Below are 24,127 nucleotides of genomic sequence, written 5' to 3' on the forward strand. Positions count from 1 at the left end.
GCGTCCCATTGGAACGCGGAGCGTCCCTTGAGGCATTCCCACGCGGAGCGTGGGAACGATCGGCGTGTACCTCTTCTTTCTCTCGTTTTGTTTTTACGACGCAACTCAATCACTCGGGGTCTGGCGGAAGCTGACGGCCAGGCGGTTCCAGCTGTTGATGGTGCTGACCGCAACCGTCAGGTCCACCAGTTCACCTTCATCAAATTGCTCGCGCGACTGTTGGTAAACGTCATCCGGCACGTGGCTTTCGGCCAACAGCGTCACCGCCTCGGCCCAGGCCAGCGCCGCGCGTTCGCGGGGGTTGAAGAAGTTGCTGTCGCGCCACACCGCGACCGCATACAGGCGCCGATCACTCTCCCCGGCCCGCCGCGCGTCCACCGAATGCATGTCAGTGCAGAATGCGCAGCCGTTGAGCTGCGAGGCGCGGATTCTGATCAATTGCAGCAGGGGCGCTTCGATACTCAGGTTGGCGGTCAGCGCCTCCATGGCAAGCATCGCTTTCATCGCCTTGGGCGACGCGTTGTAGTAATCCAGACGCAGGGACATGGCGCGGCTCTCGGCAGGCGGAATGATGAGTTCACGGTAAGGGTTGTGCGGGCTGTGTTACAGCCCCAATTCCACGAATTTCGGCTACACCACTGCCCCCCTACCTTTACGCGCTGATCGTTCCCACGCTCCGCGTGGTAACGCCTCCAGTGACGCTCTGCGTCACAGTGGACGCGGAGCGTCCATGGCTGCATTCCCACGCGGAGCGTGGGAACGATCAGGTAACTGACCCACCGCTTTCGCGAGCAAGCTCGCTCCCACAGGGACTTGCGCCAATTTGCGGTTTTTACTCCACGCAACTACTGCCAAAAGCCCAACAACGCTAATCTGACCGACACTTCACTCGACACCCGGGAGCCTCGTCGGTATGGAACTTCATGTCGTGATCAACGGCCGCAAGGATCTTGCCGGTCAGTTGTATCAGCAGTTGCGCGCGGCGATTGAATCCGGGCGGTTGTCGGCGGGTACGCAGTTGCCGCCGAGCCGCTTGCTGGCCGAGCAATTGGGCATCTCGCGCAAGACCATTTCCGACACTTATGCACAACTGACCTACGAAAACTTCCTCACCGGCGTCATCGGCAAAGGCACCTATGTCAACGCCCGCCCGGCGCAGGTGCAGCGCAAGCAGAGCCACACCGAGCTGGCCAGTGCCGAGGTGATCGAGAGCTGGCGCAATCTGCCGGTGTTCCTCCGTCACCCGACGCTGGAAGGTTCGCTGCGCTACGACTTCATCGGCGGCGCCACCAGCAAAGGCCAGTTCCCCCACGACGACTGGCGCCGCTGCGTCGCCCATGCGATGCGGCAGATGGCGCAGTCGAAAGGCTTCTACAGCGTCGCCGAAGGCTTGCCGGCGCTGCGCAATGCGATCGCCCGGCACATCGCCTTTTCTCGCGGCATCAACTGTCAAGACGAGGACATCGTGGTGTGCAACGGCGCGCAGCAGGCGCTGGACCTGATTGCCCGGGTACTGACCCGCCCCGGCAGTCTGGTGGCCATGGAAGATCCGGGCTATCCGCCCGCGCGCTTGCTGTTCGGCACCCACGGCGCCGAGGTTGTCGGGGTGCCTGTGGATGCCGAGGGTATTCAGGTCGAGCACATTCCCGATGGCACGCGGCTCATTTACGTCACCCCGTCGCACCAGTTTCCGCTGGGCATGGCGATGAGTCAGGCGCGCCGCGAGGCCCTGCTTGCCCGTGCCTATGAGCTCGGCGCGATCATCATCGAAGACGATTACGACAGTGAATTCCGCTACGAGGGCCGGCCCACCGATTCGCTGTACAACCTTGATCAGCGCGGCATCGTCGCCTACGTCGGCACGTTCTCGAAAACCTTGCTGCCGGAGTTGCGCCTGGGCTACGCGATCCTGCCGCCGTCGATCATCGAGGCGGTGATTCGCGCCAAACAGCTGACCGATCTGCACGCCTCGACCCTGCCGCAATGGGCGCTGGCCAAGTTCATCGCCGAAGGTTGCCTGCTCAAGCACATCCGCCGCTGCCACACGATCTACGCGCAACGTCGCGAGCGGATTCTCGAGCGCATGGCCACCGACCTTGCGCCATGGCTGCAAGCCGTTCCGGCCAGTGCCGGGTTTCACATGGCGGTGTTCTGCAAGGTGCCGATCGATTTGCCGTTGGTCATCGAGTTGGCAAAAAAGGTCGAGGTCGGCCTGTATGCGATCAGTGGTTTCTACTACCAGCAGCCGGCGAAAGAAGGCCTGTATTTCGGCTTCGGCGCCATCGAAACCCTGGACATCGACATCGCCCTCGATCGCCTGCGCGACATCCTCGAACAGCTGTCATGAGCCGTTGGTATAAGGCTTTTACCGCCGATTGGTTATTGGTGATTCAGAGCGGCAGGCCTATTCTGCACAGGCGTTATCCCTCAATGAGCAGGATTCGTCCGGCCTGATTCAGGAGTGTGAGCAATGTCCAACGAAGTGATCAACACGGTTGAGGTCAAGGCGGTTGCGGGCCGCTCGGAAGAGCTCGGCAAGCAATTGCAGAAGATCGTCGACACCCTGCGCGAAACCCCGGGCTGCGATTCCTACCTGGTCGACCGCTGCCCCGAAGACAGCCACCGCTGGACGGTCAGCGCGCGCTGGCAGTCGGAAGCGGCGATGCAGGCGCATTTCAACCGGCCCGAGGCACAGGGGTTTATCGACCTGATCGATAGCCGCCTGGCCAATAGCGTCGATTTCAACAGCTTCCCCATCGTCTGAACCGGCCTCTTCGCGAGCAAGCTCGCTCCCACAGGGTTATTTGTTGTTCACAAGACGGGTGAGCAACCGCAGAACCTGTGGGAGCGAGCTTGCTCGCGAAGGCGATTTGCGCCGCACCGAAATCCTTCCGAGGGCAATTGGTCACCTGATCTTCGCGAATATTGGCCGTTTGAACCGGCCACATTGCGGCCTACTGTGAGCACACCCCAACCATCACAGGTAACCCGCCATGAAAGCCCTGCCCCTCTTCGCCGCCGCCCTCGCCTTCACCCTGTCCGCTTCGGCAATGGCTCACGACCCGTCCGAGAAAATCACCGTCCTGCAGGAACAACTGCTGAAAAACGCCCCCGGCAAGAAAGCCATGATGATCGAAGTCGACTACCAGCCCGGCCAGTCTTCGATCGCGCACAAACACGAGGGTACGGCGATGGCTTACGTGCTCGACGGCGAAGTGATTTCCCAAGTCAAAGGCGAACAGGCCATCACTTACAAAAAGGGCCAGTTCTGGTACGAGCCGGCCGGTTCCGAGCATCTGGTGTCGAAAAACGCCAGTTCGACCAAGCCGGCCAAGTTGCTGGTGTTCATGGTGCTGGCCCCGGATGAGCAGGTGCTGATTCCGCTGGAAAACTGATGGCTGAACGGCCAGCCATAAACGAAAGGCGCGAATCGAGCATTTGCGCCTTTTTTATTGCGCGGCGGCATTAACTGCGAACGCTTAAAGCCAATAAAACTAACCGCGCAAAGGTTATTCAGCCAACGGTCAGGCCGGCAGGTTTACCCTGAATATCCGCCGATATCTTCGGCCCGTGCACACTCATCGACAGACCTTGTTTCACGGGAGAAACACCATGAAACCTGCGCTTCCCGCCCTGCTGGCGATCTCCGTTTTGACGCTCTCTGCCTGCTCTGTTCCCACTGCCCCGCAAGCGGTGTCATCCCTCGACACGCTGCTGCCGCACCCGACCGGTCGCAGCAGTGCTACTCAGGTCAACAGCGGCCCCGGCGTATCGCTGGGGGTGATTTACAGCCCCGGCACCCAGGCCAATCGGCAATACTTGCGCGAGTATCAGGCCAAGGCCGGCACCGGTTTTGGTCAGAGCCTGCTGGTGCAACCGATCCACGACGCCTACGTCGCCAGCTCCAGCCCGGATCGCGCGGTGGAGTGGGTCAACGCTTCGCTGCAACGCCAGTTCGGCTCGGTGACGGTGTACCCGGACATGCAAAGCCTGCGCGCGGCCAAGCCGGATGTGGTGGCGATCGTCGATACCCACAGCCAGTTGATCACCTCGCGCAGCTCGGATATCCGCGCGGATGTCAGTGCCGATTTCTACGATGCGCAATTGAACTACATCGGCACGGCGAAGGGCTCGCAGGCTAGGGAGCTGACGCCGGTGTGGGCGGACTTCAAGCGCTCGGAAGAGATCGTCGCGGATATCAATCAGCAGGAGGAATTGCAGCTGGCGGCGTTGCGCGAGTTTGACCGTTCGCTGAGTAATCTGGTTGTGCGGCCGGGGGAGAAAGTGTCGATGCTCGAGGGTAAACCAGCGCAAAAGTTGTATTGAATGTAAGTGCCTCTTCGCGAGCAGGCTCGCTCCCACATTTGGAATGCGAATCCCTGTGGGAGCGAGCCTGCTCGCGAAGGCGCCAGACCAGACACCACAAAAACCCTCAGACATTAAACCCCGCCAAGACTGGCCATCCCGTCATTCAAATCCACAATCATCCCCCGCTGTCCACTGTCAGGTCTGACAGTGGACAGCGCGACCGAAAGCTTCCCAAATACCAGCACTGCGTTGATTTGCCGGTCTCTATCGACTGATCGCTTTACGCAAAAACAGCGTATTCGAGGAGCTGACCATGACTGAAGTCAAAGACACCGCCGTGCATAACCTGGACCCCACTTTCGGCCCCAACAAAAATGGCCTCACCTGGTTTGAATATCCCGATCAGGAAAACGGCTTCGCCAACGCAGTTACCGTCGCGGCGGACGGCAAGCTGCTGATCGCCGCCAGTGCGGGCAACAAGTTCGCCATTGTGCGGTTGAAGCCTGATGGCACACAGGACGCTTCGTTTGCCCGGGATGGCGTGGCGACCGGGGTTTTCGCGCAGGGCTATAAATCCACGGGTGGCAGCATCAGCATCCTCAAGAACAACAATCTGTTGCTTCAGGGTGCCTTTGTCCTACACGAATACGCACGACCACAGCGCTGCTTGGCAATGTTTCGCAATGACGGAACGCCCGAGAGCGGATTTGGCGACAACGGCGTGGTCATCGTCAGCCAGATTCCGTTGCCCGCCCTCGCGTCGTCCGAGGTAGCACCGGAGCAAAAACGCACTACGGCATCCGATTACAGTGGCCATGCCATTGAACTGGCCGACGGAAAACTGATGGTCCTGAGCAATCATCAATATTCCCCCAATGACCAATACGGTCTTTTGATCAGGCTGCATAGCGACGGGGCTCTGGACACTTCCTTTGGCCAAAGACAGGGTTACATCACGATTCGATACCTGGACAATTCCACGTGGGCTGGCTCACTGATCCGGCTCCAGGATGGCAAATTCGCCATCGCAGGTTACGTTTCACGTAAAGACCGCTACCGCGCAATGATCGCCCTCTTCGACGCCGCAGGTAAGCCTGTCAGCAGCTTTGGCGATAACGGTTTTGCCCTGTTCGACCGCCTGGACAAGCTCAGTCAGATCAACCAACTGGTCGAAATGCCTGATGGCAACATCCTCGGCATCGGTAGCGCCACCTCGGAGGATCTTGTTCACAGGGGCGTCCTGGTTTGTGTCGACAGGAATGGCAAATACGCCAGCGACTTCAATGAAAGGAGGCCAGTCCTGACGTCTTATTCCGACGCGCCTTTCGGCATCCAATGGACTGCTGGCACGCTGCGAGAAGGCGTACGCATCGTGTTGCTTTCCAGCACCCACGGCGAAGAAGATTCCGAAATCGTCATTGCCCAGTTCAAATCGGACGGCGCTCCGGATCGCGGTTTTGCCGACGACGGTGTGCTGGTGATCAATCTGACCGACGTGCTCGACATGGCGGGAGGCCTTGCTATTCAGAACAATCAGATTGTCGTAACCGGAACATCCCTGCCCCGTGCCGACGGCGTTGGTAGCTTCGCCTTCCGCTGCGCCGATACGCTCTGAATGACAGACAAGAAAAAGCCCCGCCTCTTTCGAGAGCGGGGCTTTTTCACTCAGCCACTACTTACGCCAGTTCAAGCTCGGCATTCGCAGTGATCGCAGGCACGATCGCTTGCCCGCTCAACGCCAGATCCAGCAGTTCACGGTTGGCCACCGCGTACATGGCGTAGTCCGTACCGCTCGCAGCACGGATTTCCACCAGCATGGCGCGCCAGCGTTCGATCATGCTTTCGTGCTGGGCCATCCACAGCGCCAGGCGTGCTTCCACGTCCTGGGAACCGTCGCCCTGTTGCAGGACGGAGATGGTGATCGCCCGTTGCTGCCAGTCGACGTCATCACGGAACGCTTCACGGGCCAGAGCCTGCCAGTTGTTTTCCACCGGCAGCGCGCTGATCTGTTGCAGGTACCAGGTGATGTCCAGCGCAGAGCCCACAGCGAAGTAAGCCTTGGCCACTTCGGCCGGGTCCTGCCCGGTGACGTCTGCGGCTTCGATGATCGGCAGCAGCGTGTACAGATGCGAAGTGCCCGCAACCATACGCGCCAGCAATTCCGGCACACCGGCTTCGACGTACGCCTGATAGCGCGACTGCCAGTTCTCGCGGATTTCGCCGCTGAGCAGTTCGTCGAGTTTCAGACCCAGCTCTTTCAGGTGCGGACCGAAGTGCGCGACGTCACGGGCAGCGTTCTGCTCGTTGCGGCGGGCACGCAGGAACCAGCGCGTGGCGCGACGGCCCAGACGCATCAGCTCGTCCATCAGCTCCAGCTGCACGTCAGCGGAAACCTGATAGTCCAGTGCTTCGATCTGACGGAACCAGTGCGGGAGGTGGAAGATGTCGCGCACGATCACGTAAGCGCCAGCCACGTTCGCCGGGCTCATGCCGGTCGACTCTTTGAGTCGCTGCACGAAGGTGATGCCCATGTGGTTGACCAGATCGTTGGCGATCTGGGTGCTGACGATCTCGCGCTTCAGACGGTGACGACGCATGGCTTCGGAGAACTTGCTGACCAGGGTCGGCGGGAAGGCCGTTTCCATGTCGCGGGTCAGGTAATCGTCGTCCGGCACCAGCGAGCCCAGCAACTGCTCTTTCAGGTCGATCTTGCTGTAGGAAATCAGCACCGACAGCTCAGGACGGGTCAGGCCGTGGCCCTCAGCGACGCGCTCGGTCAGTTGCTCTTCAGTCGGCAGGAACTCGATGGCACGGTCCAGCTTGCCACGGCCTTCCAGATCGCTCATCAGACGCTTGTACTCAGCGATGCGCGCGTAGGCACGGCGCGCCGCCAGGGACAGGGCCTGAGTCTGCTTGTAGTTGTTGCCCAGCACCAGATTGCCGACTTCGTCGGTCATGCTCGCCAGCAACTGGTTGCGTTGCTTGTCGGTCATGTCACCGGCCTGAACCACTTCGTTCAGCAGGATCTTGATGTTCACTTCGTGGTCGGAGCAGTCCACGCCACCGGCGTTGTCGATGAAGTCGGTGTTGGAACCGCCGCCATTGAGACCGAATTCCACACGACCCAGTTGGGTCATGCCGAGGTTACCGCCCTCGCCCACGACTTTGCAGCGCAGCTCGTTACCGTTGACGCGCAGTGCATCGTTGGCCTTGTCGCCGACATCGGCGTGGCTTTCGGTGCTGGCCTTGACGTAGGTGCCGATACCGCCGTTCCACAACAGATCCACCGGCGCCTTGAGCAAGGCATTGAGCAGTTCGGTCGGGGTCAGCTTGTCAGCCTGGATGTCGAAGCGTTCTTTCATCTGCGGCGAGATCGCGATGCTCTTCGCGCTGCGCGAGAAGATACCGCCACCTTCGGACATGATGCTGGTGTCGTAATCGGTCCAGGCCGAACGCGGCAGGTCGAACAGACGCTGACGCTCGACGAAACTGGTCGCCGGGTTCGGGTTCGGGTCGATGAAGATGTGCATGTGGTTGAACGCAGCGACGAGTTGCAGCTTGTCGGACATCAACAGGCCGTTACCGAACACGTCGCCGGCCATGTCGCCGACGCCAACCACGGTGATGCTGTCTTCCTGAACATTGATGCCGCGCTCGCGGAAGTGGCGCTGCACGCCGACCCACGCGCCCTTGGCGGTGATGCCCATTTTCTTGTGGTCGTAACCGGCCGAACCACCGGACGCAAACGCGTCACCCAGCCAGAAGCCGTAGTCGATGGCAATGCCGTTGGCGATGTCGGAGAAGGTTGCAGTGCCCTTGTCCGCCGCGACCACCAGGTACGGGTCATCGTCGTCATGACGCACGACGTTGACCGGCGGCACCAGGGCGCCGTCCTTCAGGTTGTCGGTGATGTCCAACAGGCCGGAAATGAAGATGCGGTAGCAGGCGATGCCCTCGGCCGCGATCTCGTCACGGCTGCCGCCCAGTGGCAGACGACGCGGCAGGAAGCCGCCCTTCGCACCCACCGGCACGATGACCGAGTTCTTCACTTGCTGGGCTTTTACCAGGCCGAGCACTTCGGTACGGAAGTCTTCTTCACGGTCGGACCAGCGCAGACCACCACGGGCAACGTTGCCGAAGCGCAGGTGCACGCCTTCGACGCGTGGCGAGTAGACGAAGATTTCGAACTTCGGCACTGGCTTCGGCAGCTCAGGGATCGCATGCGGGTTGAACTTGAAGCTGAAGTACGACTTGTTCTGGCCGTTGGCGTCAGTCTGATAGAAGTTGGTGCGCAGGGTGGCTTTGATCAGGTCGAGGTAACGACGCAGGATGCGATCTTCGTTGAGCACCTGAACATCGTCCAGTGCGGTCAGAATCGCTTGTTCCAGACGCAGTTGCTTGTCTTCCAGATCATCGCTGCCGAGCTTGCGCGCCAGGTAGAAACGGGTCTTGAACAACCGGGTCAGCTCGCGAGCGATGTCGGTGTGGTTGTTCAGGGTGCTGGCGATGTAACCCAGGTCGAAGCCCAGACGAATCTGCTTCAGGTAACGGGCGTAGGCACGCAGCAGTGCAACGTCGCGCCATGGCAGACCGGCGGTCAGTACCAGACGGTTGAACGCATCGTTTTCGGCGTCGCCGCGCACGATGTGCACGAACGCGTCTTGCAGGGTGTCGTTGAGTTGCTGGATGTCGAGGTCCAGACCTTCGGCGGCGGTGAAAGCGAAATCGTGAATCCAGAATTCGCGGCCGTTGGTGTGGCGCAAGCGATACGGGAATTCACCCAGCACGCGCAGGCCGAGGTTTTCCAGAATCGGCAGGACGTCGGACAGCGCCAGCGGCGTGTCGGCGTGATACAGCTTGCAATGCAGCTCGCGCTGGCCGGAGACCTGACCGAGCGGCTGATAGAAGCTCATCACCAGCGGATTTTTTTCGTTGAGGCTCAGCAGGTGCTGCATGTCGACCACGGCCGAATGCGCGGCAAAACGCTCGCGGTAACCGGCCGGGAAGCCTTTCGGGAAGTCGGCCAGCACGTTGGTGCCGTGGGCTTCGCCGAAGCTTTCGACGGTCAGTGCGGCGTAGTCGTCCTGCCAACTGCGGCAGGCCTGGACCACTTCTTTTTCCAGCAGTACCGGGTCGATGTCGAGGCGGTTCTTCGGATCGACGCGCAGAATCAGCTGCACGCGGGCCAGCACGGATTCCGAGAAGAAAGTCCAGAATTCGCAATCGGAAGCCTTCAGGCGCTCCATCAGCACTTGCTGGATCTTCTGGCGGACTTCGGTGGAATAAATGTCGCGCGGCACATAGGCCAGGCAGTAGCAGAAGCGACCGTACGGGTCTTTGCGCAGGAACACGCGGATCTTGTTGCGTTCCTGGATCTGCACGATCGACATCACGGTGGTGAACAGTTCGTCGACCGGGGTCTGGAACAGGTCGTCACGCGGCAGCACTTCGAGGACCTGCGCCAGTTCCTTGCCCAGGTGAGCCTTGGACTGGAAGCCGGAGCGGCGCTCGATTTCTTCGACCTTGCGGCGGATGAACGGGATGACCCGCACGCTCTCGCCGTACACCGAGGAGGTGTACAGGCCCATGAAACGGTGTTCCTTGATGACTTTGCCGTCGGCGTCGATTTCACGGATCGACACATAGTCCGGGTAAGCCGGACGGTGTACGCGGCTCGGGTGCGCAGCCTTGGCGAACGACAGCAGGGTCGGTTCGCGCAGGTAGGACACGGCGTAGTCTTCGATGCGCAGGTCTTCGTAGGTCAGGCCGGTGCGCAGCAGTTTGGTCAGGCCGAGGAAGGAGCTCTGGTCGTACTCGATGTGGCCGCCATCGGCTTGATCGGTAACCACGAACTCTTCGTAGCCGAGGAAGGTGAAGTGGTTGCCCACCAGCCATTCCAGGAAGCTCTTGATTTCTTTCTTTTCGTCGGCATCGACCGGATAGGCGCTGTTGTCGAGCTGGGTGAGGATGTCCTGCACCTTGGCTTTCATCGGCTCGAAGTCAGCGACGGCGACGCGCACTTCACCGAGCACCTGCTCAAGCTCTTTGCTCAGCACATTCAGCTCGGCCGCGTTGGCGCAACGGTCGATTTCCAGGTACATCAGCGATTCATGCAGCACGCCTTCGCCGGTGCTGCCTTTTGGCAGGACTTCCAGCAATTCGCCCTTGCTGCCACGACGTACGCTGAGCACGGTGGTCTGCAGGGTGTGAATGCTGTAGCCGCGACGGTTCAGCTCGGTACGCACCGAGTCGACCAGAAATGGCAGGTCGTGGTGCAGCACTTCGACCGCGGTGTGGGTCGACTGCCAGCCGTGGCGTTCGTAATCGGGGTTGTAGACACGCACTTGCGGTTGCGCGTGATCGAAGCGCTCAAGCAGGCGCCACGCAGAGAGAGTACAGCCAGCGAGGTCGGAGAGGCGACGTTGAGTCAGCTCGTCCAGGGAAATGATGCCGAAGAATTGTTCAGCGAACAGCGCCACTTGTGGCAGTGCCTGTTCACTGATGTGCTGCGCCAGTGCCGCTTGCAGTTGGTGCTGGAAGTCGGCTTTGCTGGCTGCGGTGAAGAACGCCATCTGTGGTACTCCGCTTAAGCTTGTTATTGATGGAAAGCGTCGCGTGCAACACCCCTTTCGGGGCTGGTGTCGCCCTGTTCCTGATTCTCGGGCAGAGGAAACAGGGAGACAGGTGGGTGAAGCTGGACGGGACACTCAGGTCACATTCACCTTCCATGAATGAGCATCTGCAAAAGCGACTGCCAGCACTGCCGGCAATGCCTTTACGGGTGCTCATCCGTTGCGCAGCTTAATGGGTGCGACAATGTGTCTGCTTGCGGTGCTGCGACATATTCGGTCATTGGCACGTAAATGCAGGGTTTGGCCTGCATCAACACTAGCAGGCGTGCGCCGAAATGCAGGTTCGAAACCCCGGTTTCACGGGACTTTCGTGCCAGGTCGGTCGCCGAGGACGTTACATATCCGGAAACGAAAACGCCCAAGGCCCTGTTATCGACCCTGAGCGTGGCATCCGGTTCAGCGCCAGCGGTTGACGCGGATCAGTCCGGCAGTTCCTCAAAGGCTCTGAATTTGCTCACCGTGGCGCAGTCGTAGCACATCGTCTGCAGGATCTGCTTGTCCATGCTGGCGTCAATGTTGCTCGAATCGCATTCGCGGCAGAACAGGCGCAGATGGCTGAGCAAGTCGCTGTCGAACGCCACGGCGGAAAAGAACTGCGGGACCAGTTCGTCACGCCAGTACATGCCCGGCGATTTGGAAAATCCGGCGCCGCTGTCCTTGAGCACCACGTCGTAGAGCAAGCGCTGCAAGGCCGTTTGCGGTACTCGCGCATCGCGATGGGCGTTCTTGCGCCAGTTGCGCGCGAGCGCGTCCTGCGCCGTGCCCAGCATGTTGCGCGGAATGGTGTTGGAGGCGTGACTGCGCCCCTTGGAATTGCCGGTGGCATAGAAATGCGCGGCATTTCTCACCGCGAGGCGGGCGAAGTAATACAACTGACTCACCGAGAAGTCCTGCAGCAACTGCCCGACCACCTCTTCGGCACGGGCTTCGGCCGTGAAGGCAAAATCCACTTCAGCGGCCAGCACACGAATGTATTGAATGGACGCTTCGCGGGCGAGACTGAAGACCAGCGAATAGATTTCGCTCTTCCAGGCGGCTTTGACGCTGCCCGATAACTCCTCATACAGCACACGGTACAAACTCTCGCGGGTACTGCGCGCCACGCCGTCGAGCGTGACGCTGGGCAGCCAGCGCACCGCGCTGTACTCGCGGATATTGCAGCCCTCGCTGCGATCGAAGGCGTTGATGTCGGAATCGGTGGAAACTGCCAGCACCCCGGCCTCGTGCAGGCCTTTGAGCAGCTCCTCACGTGCCTCGAACGTCAGGGCGAGCAGCTCTTCTCTGGATGGCGCATTCAACGGCGCAATCCATTCAACGGTTGCGCCGTAACCATCATCCAGCAAAGCGAGCAACGTCAGCTTCTGCACAAACCCCAGATTGGCGTAAGGCACTGCGGGGCATCGCGCGCCATACCGAGCTTCCAATTCCAGGCGATCACGCGTGGCCCGGGCGGCAAGCTGCTGCTGGCGCACTTTGAAACATTCTTTGCAGCTGCAAGTCGTGTGGCGGGTATTGGTGCCGGGAAGGCTTTGCTGGTGCTCACAGCGTACGCATTTGAAGGTACTGCGCAGCGAAAGCGGAGTGCCTCTGGCGTGTCGGCGCACCCACATCGGCAGTTTGCAGTAAGGACAGCTGAGGTCGGCACTGATGACCGGGGGCAAAACCTTGAGCAGACTGCGCACCGTTGCAGGGATCTGAAATTCCGCCATCAGCGCGGCAGTTTTCTCGCCTTCGAGATAGCGCTTGTAGATTTCCTCGATCTGTTCATCGGACAGGTGGCGGATTTCTTCGGCGCGGTCGAAATATTGGGTCATGGCAAAGGTCCTTTTCTGGGGGTTTCGTAACGCACTCCGTTGCGCAAGAGCGGCGAAACTAACGGCAAAGCGGTGGCGATCACAAGCGAAAAATCGCAATTTCGGGTGGATTTTGCGCATCCGGTAATTGCCTTACGCTGGCGTCGGATTTTCCCTTCTCGCTACTCGGAACCGGGCGACAGAAATGTCCTGCTTTGCCACTTTTTACCGATGCAGGCAGCGCAAACCGGTTGAGACTGGCAAAATCGCGCCTTCGAACAGACTCACCGCCGCCACTGCCCAGGATTTCCCCCATGCAAATGACCACCGCCCTACTGATCGTCAACCCGTGCGACGACGAAGAAGACAACATGGCCATGCTCTGCTGCCACAGCGACAAGGGCGAGATGTTCCTGATGAGCCGTTACCCGGATGAGGATGAGCTGGAGATCACCCTGGATGGCGAGCCTTCGACGCTTGACGGGGTGAAGGTCACGCTGACTTCGAAACTGCTGAAGATCGAGATTGCTGCGGCGGATGCCGATGCGTTGAATGGCGATGATGTGCTGGAGATCAGTTTTAATCCGGATATGGTGGATATGGATGAGGTTGTTGAGACTTTGAAGAATATTCTCGATGGGACCGGGACCTTTATCAGCGAGGTTTGATGTTGACCGGGCTGGCCCTTTCGCGAGCAGGCTCGCTCCCACATTGGAATGCGTACATCAGACCCTGTGGGAGCGAGCCTGCTCGCGAAGAGGCCGGAACCAGCGCCCAATCTTTTGCTCTTTTGCACAAAATGCCGTTAGTCGCCGCCCCCCGCGATGGATTAAAGTAACGCCCCCAGCCCCGGCGTTATCCGAACGCCCCGGCCACCCCCTTTCCAGGAACAGTCACCGATGGAACATCGTGAAGCGCTGCTGGCGCTGCGAACCTTTCTTTCAACGCAGATTCTCGGCCAGGAAAAACTCATCGAGCGTTTGCTCATCGCCCTGCTCGCCGACGGCCATATGCTGGTCGAGGGCGCTCCCGGTCTGGCCAAGACCAAAGCGATCAAAGAACTCGCCGAGGGCATCGAAGCCCAGTTCCATCGTATTCAGTTCACCCCCGACCTGCTGCCGGCCGACATCACCGGCACCGAAATCTACCGTCCGGAAACCGGCAGTTTCGTCTTCCAGCAAGGGCCGATCTTCCACAACCTGGTGCTGGCCGACGAAATCAACCGCGCGCCGGCCAAGGTGCAATCGGCCTTGCTCGAAGCGATGGCCGAGCGTCAGGTCAGCGTCGGGCGCAGCACTTATGAGCTGTCGCCGCTGTTTCTGGTGATGGCCACGCAGAACCCGATCGAACAGGAAGGCACCTATCCGTTGCCGGAAGCCCAGCTCGACCGTTTCCTCATGCACGTCAAGATCGGCTTCCCCGACGCCGCTGTCGAACGGCGCATCCTCCAGCAGGCCCGTGGCGAGGCGTTGAACGGTGAGACCAAGCCCGAGCGCCGGGTCAGCCAGCAGGCGATCTTCGCCGCGCGCAAGGAAATCCTTGGTTTGTACATGGCCGACGCCGTGGAGGAATACCTGGTGCAACTGGTCATGGCCACGCGCAACCCGGCCAAGTTCGACCCGGAAATGGCCGAGTGGATCGCCTATGGCGCCAGTCCGCGCGGTTCGATCGCCCTCGATCGCTGCGCCCGCGCTCATGCCTGGCTGGCCGGTCGCGATTTCGTCAGCCCGGAAGACATTCAGGCCGTGCTGTTCGACGTGTTGCGCCATCGCATCATTCTGTCGTTCGAAGCCGAAGCCGCTGGCATCGATCAGGATCGCGTGGTGCAGCGGATTCTCGACGTCGTCGCCGTCGCTTGACCCCCATGAACGCCGCCCTGCCCTCCGAACCCGGTATCCGCATCAGCCTCGCCGAGCTGATCGAAATGCGTCACCGCGTGCGCGAGGTACAGCTGTTTTCCACGCCGAGTCAGCGCAGCCCGCTGATCGGCCTGCATCACTCGAAATTCCGTGGCCGTGGCGTCGACTTCGATCAGGTGCGGGTGTATCAGGCCGGTGACGATGTGCGCACCATCGACTGGCGCGTCACTGCGCGCACGCAGGAGCCGCACACCAAGCTGTTCCACGAAGAGCGCGAGCGACCGATTTTCATCATGGTCGAGCAAAGCACGCGGCTGTTTTTCGGCTCGGGGCTGATGTTCAAGTCGGTGCTGGCGGCGCAGGTCGCGGCGTTGATCGGCTGGGCGGCACTGGGGCACAACGATCGGGTTGGCGGGCTGGTGTTCGGCGATAACGAGCACTACGAAATCAAGCCTCGCCGGAGCAAGCAGAGCCTGCTGCAATTGCTCAACCGCCTGGTCAAGGTTAATCAGTCGCTGCACAGCGAGCGCGAGCCGGATCGCGATGCCTTCGGCGTGGCCCTGCGCCGCGCGCGGGAAGTGCTGCGCCCGGGCAGTCTGGCCATCGTCATTTGCGATGAACGCGCGTTGTCCGACAGCGCCGAACAACAACTGAGTTTGCTGGCGCGGCATTGTGATCTGCTGATGCTGCCGCTGTCCGATCCGCTCGATCACGCCCTGCCCGCTGCCGGCCTGCTGCGCTTCGCCGAGCGTGGCGCGCAACTGGAAATCGACACGCTGAATTTCGACCTGCGCCAGACCTACCGCGCCCAGGCCGAAGCGCGCATCGCTCGCTGGGAATTGCTCGCGCAGAAGCTGCGGGTGTTGCTGATGCCCTTGAGCACGCAGAGCGAAATGGTCGAGCAGATGCGCGAGTTCCTCAACCCGCAGCGTCCGGGGAAAGGTCGATGAACGGCCTCGAACAACTGCAACCGCTGATCTCGCCGCCGCCGATCGCCTTCTGGCCGCCGGCGCCGGGCTGGTGGCTGCTGCTTCTGCTGTTGCCGCTGCTGGGCTTTGCCGCGTGGAAGCTGCGCCGCTTCATTCCGATGAAGAAACGCCCGGTGGTACGCGCCGAGCAACCGCTGGACCCGGTGCGCATCGCCGCGCTCGCCGAACTGGCGCAAATGCCCAAGCCTTACGACGGCGCACCCGCCGGCGCCTGGCTGCAACAACTCAACGGCCTGCTCAAACGCCTGTGCCGCAACCACTATCCGTACAGCCAGAGCCACACCCTCAACGGCCGCAAATGGCTGGCCTTCCTCGATAACCGCTGCCCCGCTGCCGGCCTGACGCGCTGGATGGTGCTAGTCGAAGGCGCGTATAAACCGGAATGCAAACTCGACGACAAAGCCATCGCCGGCCTGACCCAAGCGGTCGACACGTGGATTCGCAAACATGTTTGAATTTGCCTGGCCGTGGATTTTCATGCTGTTGCCGCTGCCGTGGCTGATGCGTCTGGTCCTGCCGGTGGCCGACAGCGGCGAGCCGGCGCTAAAAGTCAGTTTCCTCGCCGACCTCGAAGGCCTCGCCCGCCGCCGCGCCCGCGCCAACTTGCCGGCCTGGCGGCAGCAGGCGCCGTTTATCCTGTTGTGGCTGATCCTGCTGATCGCCGCCGCGCGCCCGCAATGGCTAGGCGAACCGTTGCCTATTGCCGCCAGTGGCCGTGATCTGCTGGTGGCGGTGGACGTGTCCGGCTCGATGGATTTCCCCGACATGCAGTGGCAGGACGAAGAAGTCAGTCGCCTGTCGCTGGTGCAGCACTTGCTCGGCGATTTCCTTGAAAGCCGCGACGGCGACCGCGTCGGCCTGATCCTGTTCGGCAGCCAGGCCTACCTGCAAGCGCCGCTGACCTTTGACCGGCGCACCGTTCGCGTGTGGCTCGACGAGGCGCGGATCGGCATCGCCGGCAAGAACACCGCGATTGGCGATGCCATCGGCCTGGCCCTGAAACGCTTGCGTCTGCGCCCGGCGCAAAGTCGCGTGCTGATTCTGGTCACCGACGGCGCCAACAACGGCGGCGAAATCAATCCGCTGACCGCCGCAAAACTGGCCGCCAGTGAAGGCGTCAGAATCTACCCGATCGGCATCGGCGCCAATCCCGAGGATAGCGGCTCGACCGGCCTGCTCGGGGTCAATCCGAGCCTTGATCTGGATGAGCCGGCGCTCAAGGCCATCGCCGAAATCACCGGCGGCCAGTACTTCCGCGCCCACGACGGCCTGGAGCTGCAAGCGATCAAGGACACCCTCGATCAGCTCGAACCGGTGACTCAGCAACCGACTCAGGCACGTCCGGCGCAAGCGTTGTATCACTGGCCGCTGGCGTTGGCGCTGTGGTTGAGCCTGTTGCTGGTCGTCCGCGAACTGTGGCCGGATAACCCGCTGCAACGCCTGTTTACCAAGCAACTGTATTTGCAAAGTCCACTGCCGGACTGGCGTGAGCGCTTGCAGCGTTTGCGCCTGCGGAGGCGCCGATGATCGCGCTCTGGCCGCACTGGTTCCGCCCTTGGTGGCTGTTGCTGTTGCCGCTGCTCGGCTGGCTGCTCTGGCAACTCTGGCACCGACAGAAACGCGCCGGTCGCTGGCAGATGATTCTGCCGCCGGCGTTCCATGCCGCGTTGCTCAGCGGCGGCAGCGGTCGCCAGAGCAAACTGCCGTGGATCGCCCTTGGTGTGGCGTGGTTGCTGACCATTCTGGCCTTGCTCGGGCCGAGCTGGGAGCGCGTCGAACAGACCAGCCAGAAACCCGCCGATCCGCTGGTGGTGGTGCTCGAACTGACTCCGGAGATGCTCGCCACCGACTCGCCGCCGACGCGTCTCGAACAGGCGCGGCGCAAGCTGTTCGACCTGTTGCAGGCGCGCAGCGATGCGCAGACCGCCATCGTCGTTTATGCCGGCAGCGCGCACACGCTGGTGCCGCTGTCGGATGATCTGGCGACCAGTCGCAACCTGCTCGACGCGCTCAAGCCGTCGCTGATGCCGGAAGCCGGCCACCGCGCCGATCTGGCCGTGGGCAAGGCGCTGGCCTTGCTCAAGCAAGGTGCGCTGGGACAGGGACGGATTCTGCTGATCGGTTCGTCGCTCAATGAAGAAGAACGGCGCGGTATCCGCCGCGCGCTGAAGGGCGAGTCGACGCAACTGCTGATGCTCGGCATCGGCACCGCCGAAGGTGCGCCGATTGCCCAGGAAGACGGCAGTTTCCTCAAGGACCAGCAAGGCGCGATCCGCGTGCCGCAACTCGACAGTCCCGGCCTGGCGACTTTCCTCAACAGCGTGGGCGGTGAGTATCACCCGGCGCGTCTTGACGAGGCTGATCTTGGCGCACTTGGCCTGCTCAACGGCCCGCGCAGCCTGCGCGACGACGGCCAGACCGTACGCCTCGATACGTGGGCCGATCAGGGTTACTGGCTGCTGTTGCCGCTGTTGTTGCTCGCCGCCTGTGCCGGGCGCCGTGGCTGGCTGTTCTGCCTGCCGCTGCTGTGGTGCCTGCCGCAACCGAGCTACGCTTTCGACTTCGAAGACTTGTGGCTGCGCCCCGATCAACAGGGTTTGCACCTGCTCAAGCAGAAACGTCCGGCCGAAGCCGCGCAGCATTTTGAAGATCATCAGTGGCAAGGGGTGGCGTTGTACGAGGCCGGCGACTACAGTGGCGCCGCTCAGCGCTTCGCCGAGGGCAGCGATGCCCGCGCCCACTACAATCGTGGCAACGCTCTGGCAAAAAGTGGCGAGCTGGAAGCGGCGATCGATGCCTACGAACAGGCGCTGGAACTGCAACCGGATCTGCGTCCGGCGCAGACCAACAAGGCGCTGGTGGAAAATCTGCTGAAGCAGAAAAACGCCCCGCCGCCGCCCGGTCCGGACAACCAGCCCAACGAACAAAGTCTGCCCGGCGATGAGCCCTCGCCCACTACCGCGCCACCTCCGGCGGTGAGCAGTGAAACCCAGAGCGAGGCGCAACCGGCCGAGTCGGCCAGCGAACCGCCGCCGACCGCCCCGCCGCTGCCAGGCCCCAATGAAATCCCCGGCAGCAACGAGGAAGAGGAAACCGACACGGTGCCGACCCTGCGCCCGAGCGAGAACAACCTCGAAGGCGAGCAGCGTCAGGCGCTCGAACAATGGCTGGGCAAGATCCCGGACGACCCGGGCGAGCTGCTCAGGCGCAAATTCTGGTACGAACAGCAACAACATCAGGATCAGGAAAACAATCGATGACCCGCTTCACCGCTCTCTTGCTGCCCCTGCTGATCTGCACGGCCACCGCTCAAGCGGCCGAGCTGACTGCCAGCGTGGATCGCAGTCGCCTGAACTCCGGCGAGACGGTCGAGCTCACCCTCGAAACTGACGACGTCACCCAGTTCGGTAAGCCCGATCTGTCGGCACTGGAAGCGCTGTTCGAAGTGCGCGGCACGCGCCAGGTCAACCAGCTCAACACCCTCAACGGCGACAATCGCGCGACCACACGCTGGATCATCACCCTGCTGCCGAAAGAAAACGGCAGCGTAGTGATTCCCCCGCTGCAACTGGGCGAAGCACAGAGCCAGCCGATCACCGTGCAGGTGATCGCCAGCGACAACCGCGAAGACAGCAACAGCCTTGATCCGGTGTTCATCGAAGCCAGCCTCGATCAGACCAGCGTCTACGTGCAGGCCCAGGCCATCCTGACTTTGCGCATCTACCACTCGGTTTCGCTGTACGACGACAGCAGCCTGAGCCCGCTGCAAATCGCCGATGCGCGCATCGAACAACTTGGCGACACGCGCACCTACGAGAAAGACATCAACGGTCTGCGCCACGGCGTGATCGAGATGCGCTACGCGATCTATCCGCAACACAGCGGCCTGCTGACCATCGCGCCGCAGACGTTCAGCGCCACGCTGGTCGATACCGCGCCATCAGCAGACGCCTCGGGGCCGAAGCCCGGCAAACTGATGCGCGTCAGCTCGGCGTCGATTCCGCTGACGGTCAAACCGAAACCGCTGACCTACCCGGTCGATGCGCCATGGCTGCCGGCGCGCAGCCTCAGCCTCAGCGAAAGCTGGAGCCCGGAACCGGATCACACCCAGGTCGGTGATTCCCTGACCCGCAGCCTGACCCTGAAAGTCGAAGGCCTCGCCAGCTCGCAACTGCCGGCCCTGCCCGCCACCGACGTCAACGGCCTGCGTCGCTACCCCGATCAACCGGTGCTGAGCAACCAGAGCAGCGACCGCGGCATCATCGGCAGCCGCGAAGAACGCGAAGCCCTGGTGCCAAGCCGCAGCGGCGCGATCGACCTGCCAACCGTCGACGTAGTCTGGTGGAACACCTTCGAAGACCACCTCGAACACAGCAGCCTGCCCGCGCGCACGCTGCAAGTGGCGAACAACCCCAGCCTGCAAATCGACACCCCGGCCGGCACGCTGCAACCGAGTACGCCCGACAACGACACCCTGTGGTGGTGGAAACTCAGCACCCTGATCCTCGCCTGCACCACCCTGCTCGGCTTCGGCCTCTGGTGGCGCGCCCGCTGGCAACCGGCAATCCACCGCGCCGCCCAGACCGGCCCGAGCCCACGCACCCTGCTCGACGACATCAAACGCGCCAGCCAGGCCAACGACCCCCACGCCACCCGCCAGGCACTGGACGCCTGGGCGCGGCAGCAGCCGGAGACACTGGCGGACATGGCCGCGCGGTTTGTACCGTTATCGGACGCGTTGGACGGGCTGAACGGCGCGCTGTACAGCGAGACCGGGCAGCACTGGCAGGGTGAGGATTTGTGGCGGGCGATTCGAACTATTCCCGCCGCCGAGCGCGTGCAGGATCCGGTGAGTGAGAGTGGATTGCCGCCGCTTTATCCGAAGTAGGTCCCGTCACCCTCGGGATTCGGAGCGGAGGTCACGGCAACCGCCGAACTCTCTGAATCGATTCCCACTTTTGGCACGTAAAACGGGGACAGACTACGTTTTCGGAGTAACTTGCTAAACATGGCCTGTCCCCGTTTACCCGCAGGTGAGTTCGACATATACAGCTTCGATGATGGCATTGTCTTCCTCAAAGTCAGGTACATAAAATCTCAAGCCCACGTCAATGACATTGAATCCTGAGCTATTGAAGACCAGAACTTCTCCTCGCCTGGACAGAAATTGTTGAGCCACCAAGGCATCTTCACCGACCAGGTTCTGCTCATCCCAGAAAAGCTTACTCCACTTAAAAAACTCGACACCAACGACTATGAGCTTTTCATCAAAGTACACATGAACGCCCAAGTCATCATAAGCGTCAGTCGGCACTGCCGAATCTTCGGTTTTGAAAAACGCCTCAAAACCACCACCCAGGGCTGTTCGGGATTCATCTCGCGTCATACCAGCGCGAATCAATCCCAAGTCCCCGCCCCCCAAAAATCTGAAAATCTTCGTCATGTCTTCTTGAACTTTTCCTGGTTGAAGGGCAAATCTGAAGTTGGTTGATACGCCAATGCTCACTGCAACGACCCAACTCCAAGCGACTAAAGGATCCCTCAGGGACAGTGCACGTTTTTTAAACGAGGTCTGTCCCGTTATCCTCAGAGATCGAACACAGAACGAACATATTCCGTCAGTCCAATTAAATCCTCGTACGCCACTGGACCAAGCAAAGGTTCATGAATGGACAAATAGACCGCTGCCGTCATGTTTACTTGCAAAGCACATTCATCCACGCCCCACAACCTTGACGGTGCAATCATCCAGTTAATCCCAGGCAGCCCTTCGCGTGACCGGCCAACAAGCGACCATGCTACCCCCCCCCTGTAGCCTTCCACGGCGACCTTCAACTTGTCGATATCAACGTTGCTAATACACTCAAACCTGAAAGCGATGAAGGGTGGCAGCGCAGAATGATCCTCCCGCTGCATTTCATTCCCAACCCTTACTTTTGGAAAACGCTGTTGATACTTTTGCCACTCCAATACGCCAATTTCAGCAATAACAGTAAGGAGATGGCCTTCTTCATTTTCAACTGTCATAAATTCAGACCTTTGATCCCTCGAGACAGACCACGTTTATTTAAATGGTAAAAAGTATAAAAAGGGGACAGACCACGTTTATTTAAACGTGGTCTGTCCCATTATTCCTCCAAACGCCTCAGACCTCGTCTGCGTGAAAGGAAATGAGATCAAGAAGTCGCCTAAAATTTCAATCAAGTTCTCCAATCGAGATCACGGTCACTTTCAAGATCGGTCTTGTAACCGAAATACAGCCCTACTTCCAGCAACCTGACGGCTGACTTTCCTGAAATCTTGAAATCAAAACGCTCAAGTAAGGACACCATCACTTCGTATGCCAAACCATATTCGCTATCATCTTCCAACCATTCTCTAATATTGGATAATGTATCTTCATAACCCAATATATCTGACGCAAAGAAGATCGCCATTTCGGGCTGAGACTCAAGCTCCTCCAAGAGCGCTGTGAGACTTTTTTCAACAAAGACATCATCCCTACTCATAATTTTGGATTCTTGGGTACATTCGTTGGATAACCTGTTACAACACGATTAAGAACCGTATCATAAACAACTTTGATATCGAGCCCATCTCTTGTGGCATTGCCCACTACGTAACCTCTGTTATCTGGAAGCAAAAAATGGGACAGATTTATTTCCTAAAATGAATCTGTCCCCTTTTAGCCTGACGCCCGCGCCCCTTATCAAAGACCCGATGTCGTCGCATTCTGCACCTATGGATAACTCACTGGTGGTAGCCCTGATAATCAAATCCTTCTGGAATATCCGGCCAGACTGGCTTGCGCAGCAGTGCATCCAAATCGTCGAAAATATCCCTGAAAAAATTGGCGAGATCCATGAAGTCCGTTCGTGAATTCAGTAACGCGGCTTTCAACATGACATCATCTGTATTTTCTTTGGCGGATGCCGCTCTGGACATATTGTAGAAAGCGTTTGCTAGCCTTTCCGCTAACTCGTCTTCCCAGTTCAGCTTGTAATCAGCTTCCCAACTGTCACCATCAAAATTACCGGCTTTATCTTTAACCAACTGGATAATCAGTTTCTTTACTGACTCGAAATCATTCATCTTTTAACTTTCTCTTGATCGGAGATCTTTTGGCTGCGCTAGACAAATGGAACACTTCTACTTATCAGATATAGCTCCCACTTAAGAGAACATCTACTTCAGCGTTACTTTCAGGATGGCGCTGTAGGTATTTATCACAAGCTAGCCGAAGGTATTCCATGCAAACCTCTTCACTGACAACAATTGTGTCTGCATCGCTAGAGGGACACCCATAAGAAAACTCCACTCCTTCGAAATGACCCTCTTCAAATGAGCTATTTACATCAGGGAAGTTACAGTATGCTCCATCAACACTGAACCCCCAACGCCTAACAATATAGCCGGCTGCCTCGATGAAACGGCCATCATCATACATCCTGTCAAAATACCCTTTGACAATCCAATAAGGGTCTGACTGGCGGTATGGCTGACCGAACAACTCCTTCATAACAACCTCACTTCATTGCCGGATCAAACACTGTCATTTCTTGAGTCTTCTGAATCGGAAACAATGTCCAACTCGTCCCACAGCATCGACAAGCCTATGCTTTCCATATAAGTCCCAAAATCCAGAAAAGGCGCAACGCCGATCGCCTCAACTGAAAACCAGGTAGCGTCGCACTCTGGGCACATGAATAACTCTTTCCCAGTGGCCTTGACATGGGCACAGACAATGTAATCCTGCTGACATCTTGGGCAGATGATCATCTCTGGCTCATGTTAGAGCACGACGCCGTTAAATGAATTTCGCGGCGCAGATTGATATATAAAGTGGTGATCAAGTCGTCGTCATCGTCAACGTAAAACCCCATACCCAACTCACCGACTTCAAATCCGTCATCGTCAATGACGGGATCAATACCGTGGCGACGAAACAAAGCCAACACGTCCGTGGATGTTTCGCCTACCAGCTTGTGGCCGTTCCAGGACACCGTGCTTCTTTCGAAAAACTCTACCCCTTTAACCATATCTCGCGCGTCGTAGTAGACATGAAGGTCGAGCTGAAAATAAGCATCCGTAGTATTCAAGGAGTCAGCTGTTTTCCAGAACACTTCGAAACCGGCTCCAAGAATGTCGCGCACTTGTCCTCTGGACAACTTGCCATTCAAAGGGCCGACCGCTCCGTACTCCGCAATTGAAAAGTCCATTTGAAGCCTCTTGCTGGCGAACAATCCAGTCCCCACTCTTACCCGAAAGCGTGTGGCGCGCTCTATCATAGTTCCTTAATATAGGAAGAAAAGTTTCCGCCACCTTGATCAATATGTAGTCGCCCGCATTTATTGCATCGATAAACAGTAGTAGCACCCGCACCTATCTGCTGATAGAACTCTTCCTCAGACAACCAACGGTCTGCCAAGGCAGCACCCAGCTCATCTATCTTTCGCTCGGCAACCATTGAAAACTCTAACTCGGACGTACCATGAGACAAATTGATAATCTGACCGCACACACAGGAAAATTTAGGCATTGTATTG

At 59.4% G+C, this 24,127-nt stretch carries 22 protein-coding genes; 12 read left to right on the forward strand and 10 right to left on the reverse strand.

Annotated elements, in window-relative coordinates; translation table 11 throughout:
- Positions 1-105: 105 nt before the first annotated feature.
- Positions 106-546, reverse strand: a complete 441-nt coding sequence (locus OK411_RS16515; RefSeq protein ID WP_264365383.1) for a carboxymuconolactone decarboxylase family protein — start codon at positions 544-546, stop codon at positions 106-108.
- A 367-nt stretch (positions 547-913) separates the two neighbouring features.
- On the opposite strand from OK411_RS16515, the gene OK411_RS16520 reads away from it, so the two are divergent.
- The 5 genes from OK411_RS16520 (at position 914) to OK411_RS16540 (ending at position 5,923) form a co-directional block, all read left to right on the forward strand.
- Positions 914-2,347 (forward strand): PLP-dependent aminotransferase family protein, encoded by a 1,434-nt coding sequence (locus OK411_RS16520; RefSeq protein WP_217878364.1) that lies wholly within the window; start codon positions 914-916, stop codon positions 2,345-2,347.
- A 123-nt stretch (positions 2,348-2,470) separates the two neighbouring features.
- The gene (locus OK411_RS16525; RefSeq protein WP_016774982.1) at positions 2,471-2,764 is read left to right on the forward strand and encodes a putative quinol monooxygenase; all 294 of its coding nucleotides are present in this window, start codon (positions 2,471-2,473) and stop codon (positions 2,762-2,764) included.
- Between the two features lie 229 nt (positions 2,765-2,993).
- Positions 2,994-3,395, forward strand: a complete 402-nt coding sequence (locus OK411_RS16530; protein ID WP_110603812.1) for a cupin domain-containing protein — start codon at positions 2,994-2,996, stop codon at positions 3,393-3,395.
- Between the two features lie 217 nt (positions 3,396-3,612).
- Positions 3,613-4,326: an ATPase gene (locus OK411_RS16535; RefSeq protein ID WP_264365384.1), complete on the forward strand. Its 714-nt coding sequence runs from the start codon at positions 3,613-3,615 to the stop codon at positions 4,324-4,326.
- Positions 4,327-4,621: 295 nt separating this feature from the next.
- On the forward strand, positions 4,622-5,923 hold the full coding sequence (locus OK411_RS16540; RefSeq protein ID WP_264365385.1) for a hypothetical protein: 1,302 nt from the start codon (positions 4,622-4,624) through the stop codon (positions 5,921-5,923).
- 61 nt (positions 5,924-5,984) lie between these two features.
- Here OK411_RS16540 and OK411_RS16545 read toward each other — a convergent pair whose 3' ends face one another.
- On the reverse strand, positions 5,985-10,880 hold the full coding sequence (locus OK411_RS16545; protein WP_264365386.1) for an NAD-glutamate dehydrogenase: 4,896 nt from the start codon (positions 10,878-10,880) through the stop codon (positions 5,985-5,987).
- A gap of 479 nt (positions 10,881-11,359) precedes the next feature.
- The gene (locus tag OK411_RS16550) at positions 11,360-12,754 is read right to left on the reverse strand and encodes a hypothetical protein (protein ID WP_264365387.1); all 1,395 of its coding nucleotides are present in this window, start codon (positions 12,752-12,754) and stop codon (positions 11,360-11,362) included.
- 293 nt (positions 12,755-13,047) lie between these two features.
- Between OK411_RS16550 and OK411_RS16555 the strand changes: the two genes are divergently transcribed.
- The 7 genes from OK411_RS16555 to OK411_RS16585 all read left to right on the forward strand — a co-directional run bounded on the left by OK411_RS16555 (position 13,048) and on the right by OK411_RS16585 (position 20,469).
- Complete coding sequence (locus tag OK411_RS16555) at positions 13,048-13,401, forward strand: hypothetical protein (RefSeq protein WP_016774987.1); 354 nt, start codon at positions 13,048-13,050, stop codon at positions 13,399-13,401.
- Between the two features lie 231 nt (positions 13,402-13,632).
- Entirely contained in the window at positions 13,633-14,592 is a 960-nt protein-coding gene (locus OK411_RS16560; protein ID WP_007913915.1) for an AAA family ATPase, read from the forward strand.
- 5 nt (positions 14,593-14,597) lie between these two features.
- Positions 14,598-15,542 (forward strand): DUF58 domain-containing protein, encoded by a 945-nt coding sequence (locus OK411_RS16565; RefSeq protein WP_016774988.1) that lies wholly within the window; start codon positions 14,598-14,600, stop codon positions 15,540-15,542.
- Positions 15,539-16,036: a DUF4381 domain-containing protein gene (locus OK411_RS16570; RefSeq protein WP_122750528.1), complete on the forward strand. Its 498-nt coding sequence runs from the start codon at positions 15,539-15,541 to the stop codon at positions 16,034-16,036. The genes OK411_RS16565 and OK411_RS16570 overlap by 4 nt, the downstream gene beginning before the upstream one ends.
- On the forward strand, positions 16,029-17,108 hold the full coding sequence (locus OK411_RS16575; protein WP_264365388.1) for a vWA domain-containing protein: 1,080 nt from the start codon (positions 16,029-16,031) through the stop codon (positions 17,106-17,108). Before OK411_RS16570 ends, OK411_RS16575 begins: the two co-directional genes overlap by 8 nt.
- On the forward strand, positions 17,105-18,841 hold the full coding sequence (locus OK411_RS16580; protein ID WP_264365389.1) for a tetratricopeptide repeat protein: 1,737 nt from the start codon (positions 17,105-17,107) through the stop codon (positions 18,839-18,841). Before OK411_RS16575 ends, OK411_RS16580 begins: the two co-directional genes overlap by 4 nt.
- Positions 18,838-20,469 carry a BatD family protein gene (locus tag OK411_RS16585; RefSeq protein ID WP_186569565.1) on the forward strand — a complete coding sequence of 544 codons (1,632 nt, stop codon included), beginning with the start codon at positions 18,838-18,840 and terminating at the stop codon, positions 20,467-20,469. Before OK411_RS16580 ends, OK411_RS16585 begins: the two co-directional genes overlap by 4 nt.
- Positions 20,470-20,604: 135 nt before the next feature.
- On the opposite strand, the gene OK411_RS16590 is transcribed toward OK411_RS16585, so the two are convergent.
- The 7 genes from OK411_RS16590 to OK411_RS16620 form a co-directional block, all read right to left on the reverse strand.
- Complete coding sequence (locus OK411_RS16590) at positions 20,605-21,087, reverse strand: hypothetical protein (RefSeq protein ID WP_130888534.1); 483 nt, start codon at positions 21,085-21,087, stop codon at positions 20,605-20,607.
- A gap of 80 nt (positions 21,088-21,167) precedes the next feature.
- Positions 21,168-21,608: a hypothetical protein gene (locus OK411_RS16595; RefSeq protein WP_136492531.1), complete on the reverse strand. Its 441-nt coding sequence runs from the start codon at positions 21,606-21,608 to the stop codon at positions 21,168-21,170.
- A gap of 173 nt (positions 21,609-21,781) precedes the next feature.
- Positions 21,782-22,090, reverse strand: a complete 309-nt coding sequence (locus tag OK411_RS16600; protein ID WP_076562550.1) for a hypothetical protein — start codon at positions 22,088-22,090, stop codon at positions 21,782-21,784.
- A gap of 241 nt (positions 22,091-22,331) precedes the next feature.
- Entirely contained in the window at positions 22,332-22,673 is a 342-nt protein-coding gene (locus tag OK411_RS16605; RefSeq protein ID WP_264365390.1) for a hypothetical protein, read from the reverse strand.
- Between the two features lie 64 nt (positions 22,674-22,737).
- Positions 22,738-23,100: a ribonuclease toxin immunity protein CdiI gene (gene cdiI / locus OK411_RS16610; RefSeq protein ID WP_071172684.1), complete on the reverse strand. Its 363-nt coding sequence runs from the start codon at positions 23,098-23,100 to the stop codon at positions 22,738-22,740.
- A 23-nt stretch (positions 23,101-23,123) separates the two neighbouring features.
- Positions 23,124-23,360, reverse strand: coding sequence for a hypothetical protein (locus OK411_RS16615; protein ID WP_071172685.1), 237 nt, complete (start codon positions 23,358-23,360; stop codon positions 23,124-23,126).
- Positions 23,357-23,800, reverse strand: coding sequence for a hypothetical protein (locus tag OK411_RS16620; RefSeq protein WP_130930007.1), 444 nt, complete (start codon positions 23,798-23,800; stop codon positions 23,357-23,359). Before OK411_RS16620 ends, OK411_RS16615 begins: the two co-directional genes overlap by 4 nt.
- Positions 23,801-24,127 lie beyond the last annotated feature (327 nt).

This window comes from Pseudomonas sp. RG1 (assembly GCF_025910115.1).
Classification (GTDB): Bacteria; Pseudomonadota; Gammaproteobacteria; order Pseudomonadales; family Pseudomonadaceae; genus Aquipseudomonas; species Aquipseudomonas atacamensis.

Coding starts and splice junctions, on each gene's coding strand:
- OK411_RS16565 (WP_016774988.1), top strand. CDS start 14,598: ATGAACGCCGCCCTGCCCTCCGAACCCGGTATCCGCATCAGCCTCGCC.
- OK411_RS16570 (WP_122750528.1), top strand. CDS start 15,539: ATGAACGGCCTCGAACAACTGCAACCGCTGATCTCGCCGCCGCCGATC.
- OK411_RS16620 (WP_130930007.1), bottom strand. CDS start 23,800: ATGGACTTTTCAATTGCGGAGTACGGAGCGGTCGGCCCTTTGAATGGC.
- OK411_RS16600 (WP_076562550.1), bottom strand. CDS start 22,090: ATGAGTAGGGATGATGTCTTTGTTGAAAAAAGTCTCACAGCGCTCTTG.
- OK411_RS16550 (WP_264365387.1), bottom strand. CDS start 12,754: ATGACCCAATATTTCGACCGCGCCGAAGAAATCCGCCACCTGTCCGAT.
- OK411_RS16515 (WP_264365383.1), bottom strand. CDS start 546: ATGTCCCTGCGTCTGGATTACTACAACGCGTCGCCCAAGGCGATGAAA.
- cdiI (WP_071172684.1), bottom strand. CDS start 23,100: ATGAAGGAGTTGTTCGGTCAGCCATACCGCCAGTCAGACCCTTATTGG.
- OK411_RS16595 (WP_136492531.1), bottom strand. CDS start 21,608: ATGACAGTTGAAAATGAAGAAGGCCATCTCCTTACTGTTATTGCTGAA.
- OK411_RS16535 (WP_264365384.1), top strand. CDS start 3,613: ATGAAACCTGCGCTTCCCGCCCTGCTGGCGATCTCCGTTTTGACGCTC.
- OK411_RS16555 (WP_016774987.1), top strand. CDS start 13,048: ATGCAAATGACCACCGCCCTACTGATCGTCAACCCGTGCGACGACGAA.
- OK411_RS16540 (WP_264365385.1), top strand. CDS start 4,622: ATGACTGAAGTCAAAGACACCGCCGTGCATAACCTGGACCCCACTTTC.
- OK411_RS16520 (WP_217878364.1), top strand. CDS start 914: ATGGAACTTCATGTCGTGATCAACGGCCGCAAGGATCTTGCCGGTCAG.
- OK411_RS16585 (WP_186569565.1), top strand. CDS start 18,838: ATGACCCGCTTCACCGCTCTCTTGCTGCCCCTGCTGATCTGCACGGCC.
- OK411_RS16605 (WP_264365390.1), bottom strand. CDS start 22,673: ATGAATGATTTCGAGTCAGTAAAGAAACTGATTATCCAGTTGGTTAAA.
- OK411_RS16530 (WP_110603812.1), top strand. CDS start 2,994: ATGAAAGCCCTGCCCCTCTTCGCCGCCGCCCTCGCCTTCACCCTGTCC.
- OK411_RS16545 (WP_264365386.1), bottom strand. CDS start 10,880: ATGGCGTTCTTCACCGCAGCCAGCAAAGCCGACTTCCAGCACCAACTG.
- OK411_RS16580 (WP_264365389.1), top strand. CDS start 17,105: ATGATCGCGCTCTGGCCGCACTGGTTCCGCCCTTGGTGGCTGTTGCTG.
- OK411_RS16560 (WP_007913915.1), top strand. CDS start 13,633: ATGGAACATCGTGAAGCGCTGCTGGCGCTGCGAACCTTTCTTTCAACG.
- OK411_RS16575 (WP_264365388.1), top strand. CDS start 16,029: ATGTTTGAATTTGCCTGGCCGTGGATTTTCATGCTGTTGCCGCTGCCG.
- OK411_RS16615 (WP_071172685.1), bottom strand. CDS start 23,360: ATGATCATCTGCCCAAGATGTCAGCAGGATTACATTGTCTGTGCCCAT.
- OK411_RS16525 (WP_016774982.1), top strand. CDS start 2,471: ATGTCCAACGAAGTGATCAACACGGTTGAGGTCAAGGCGGTTGCGGGC.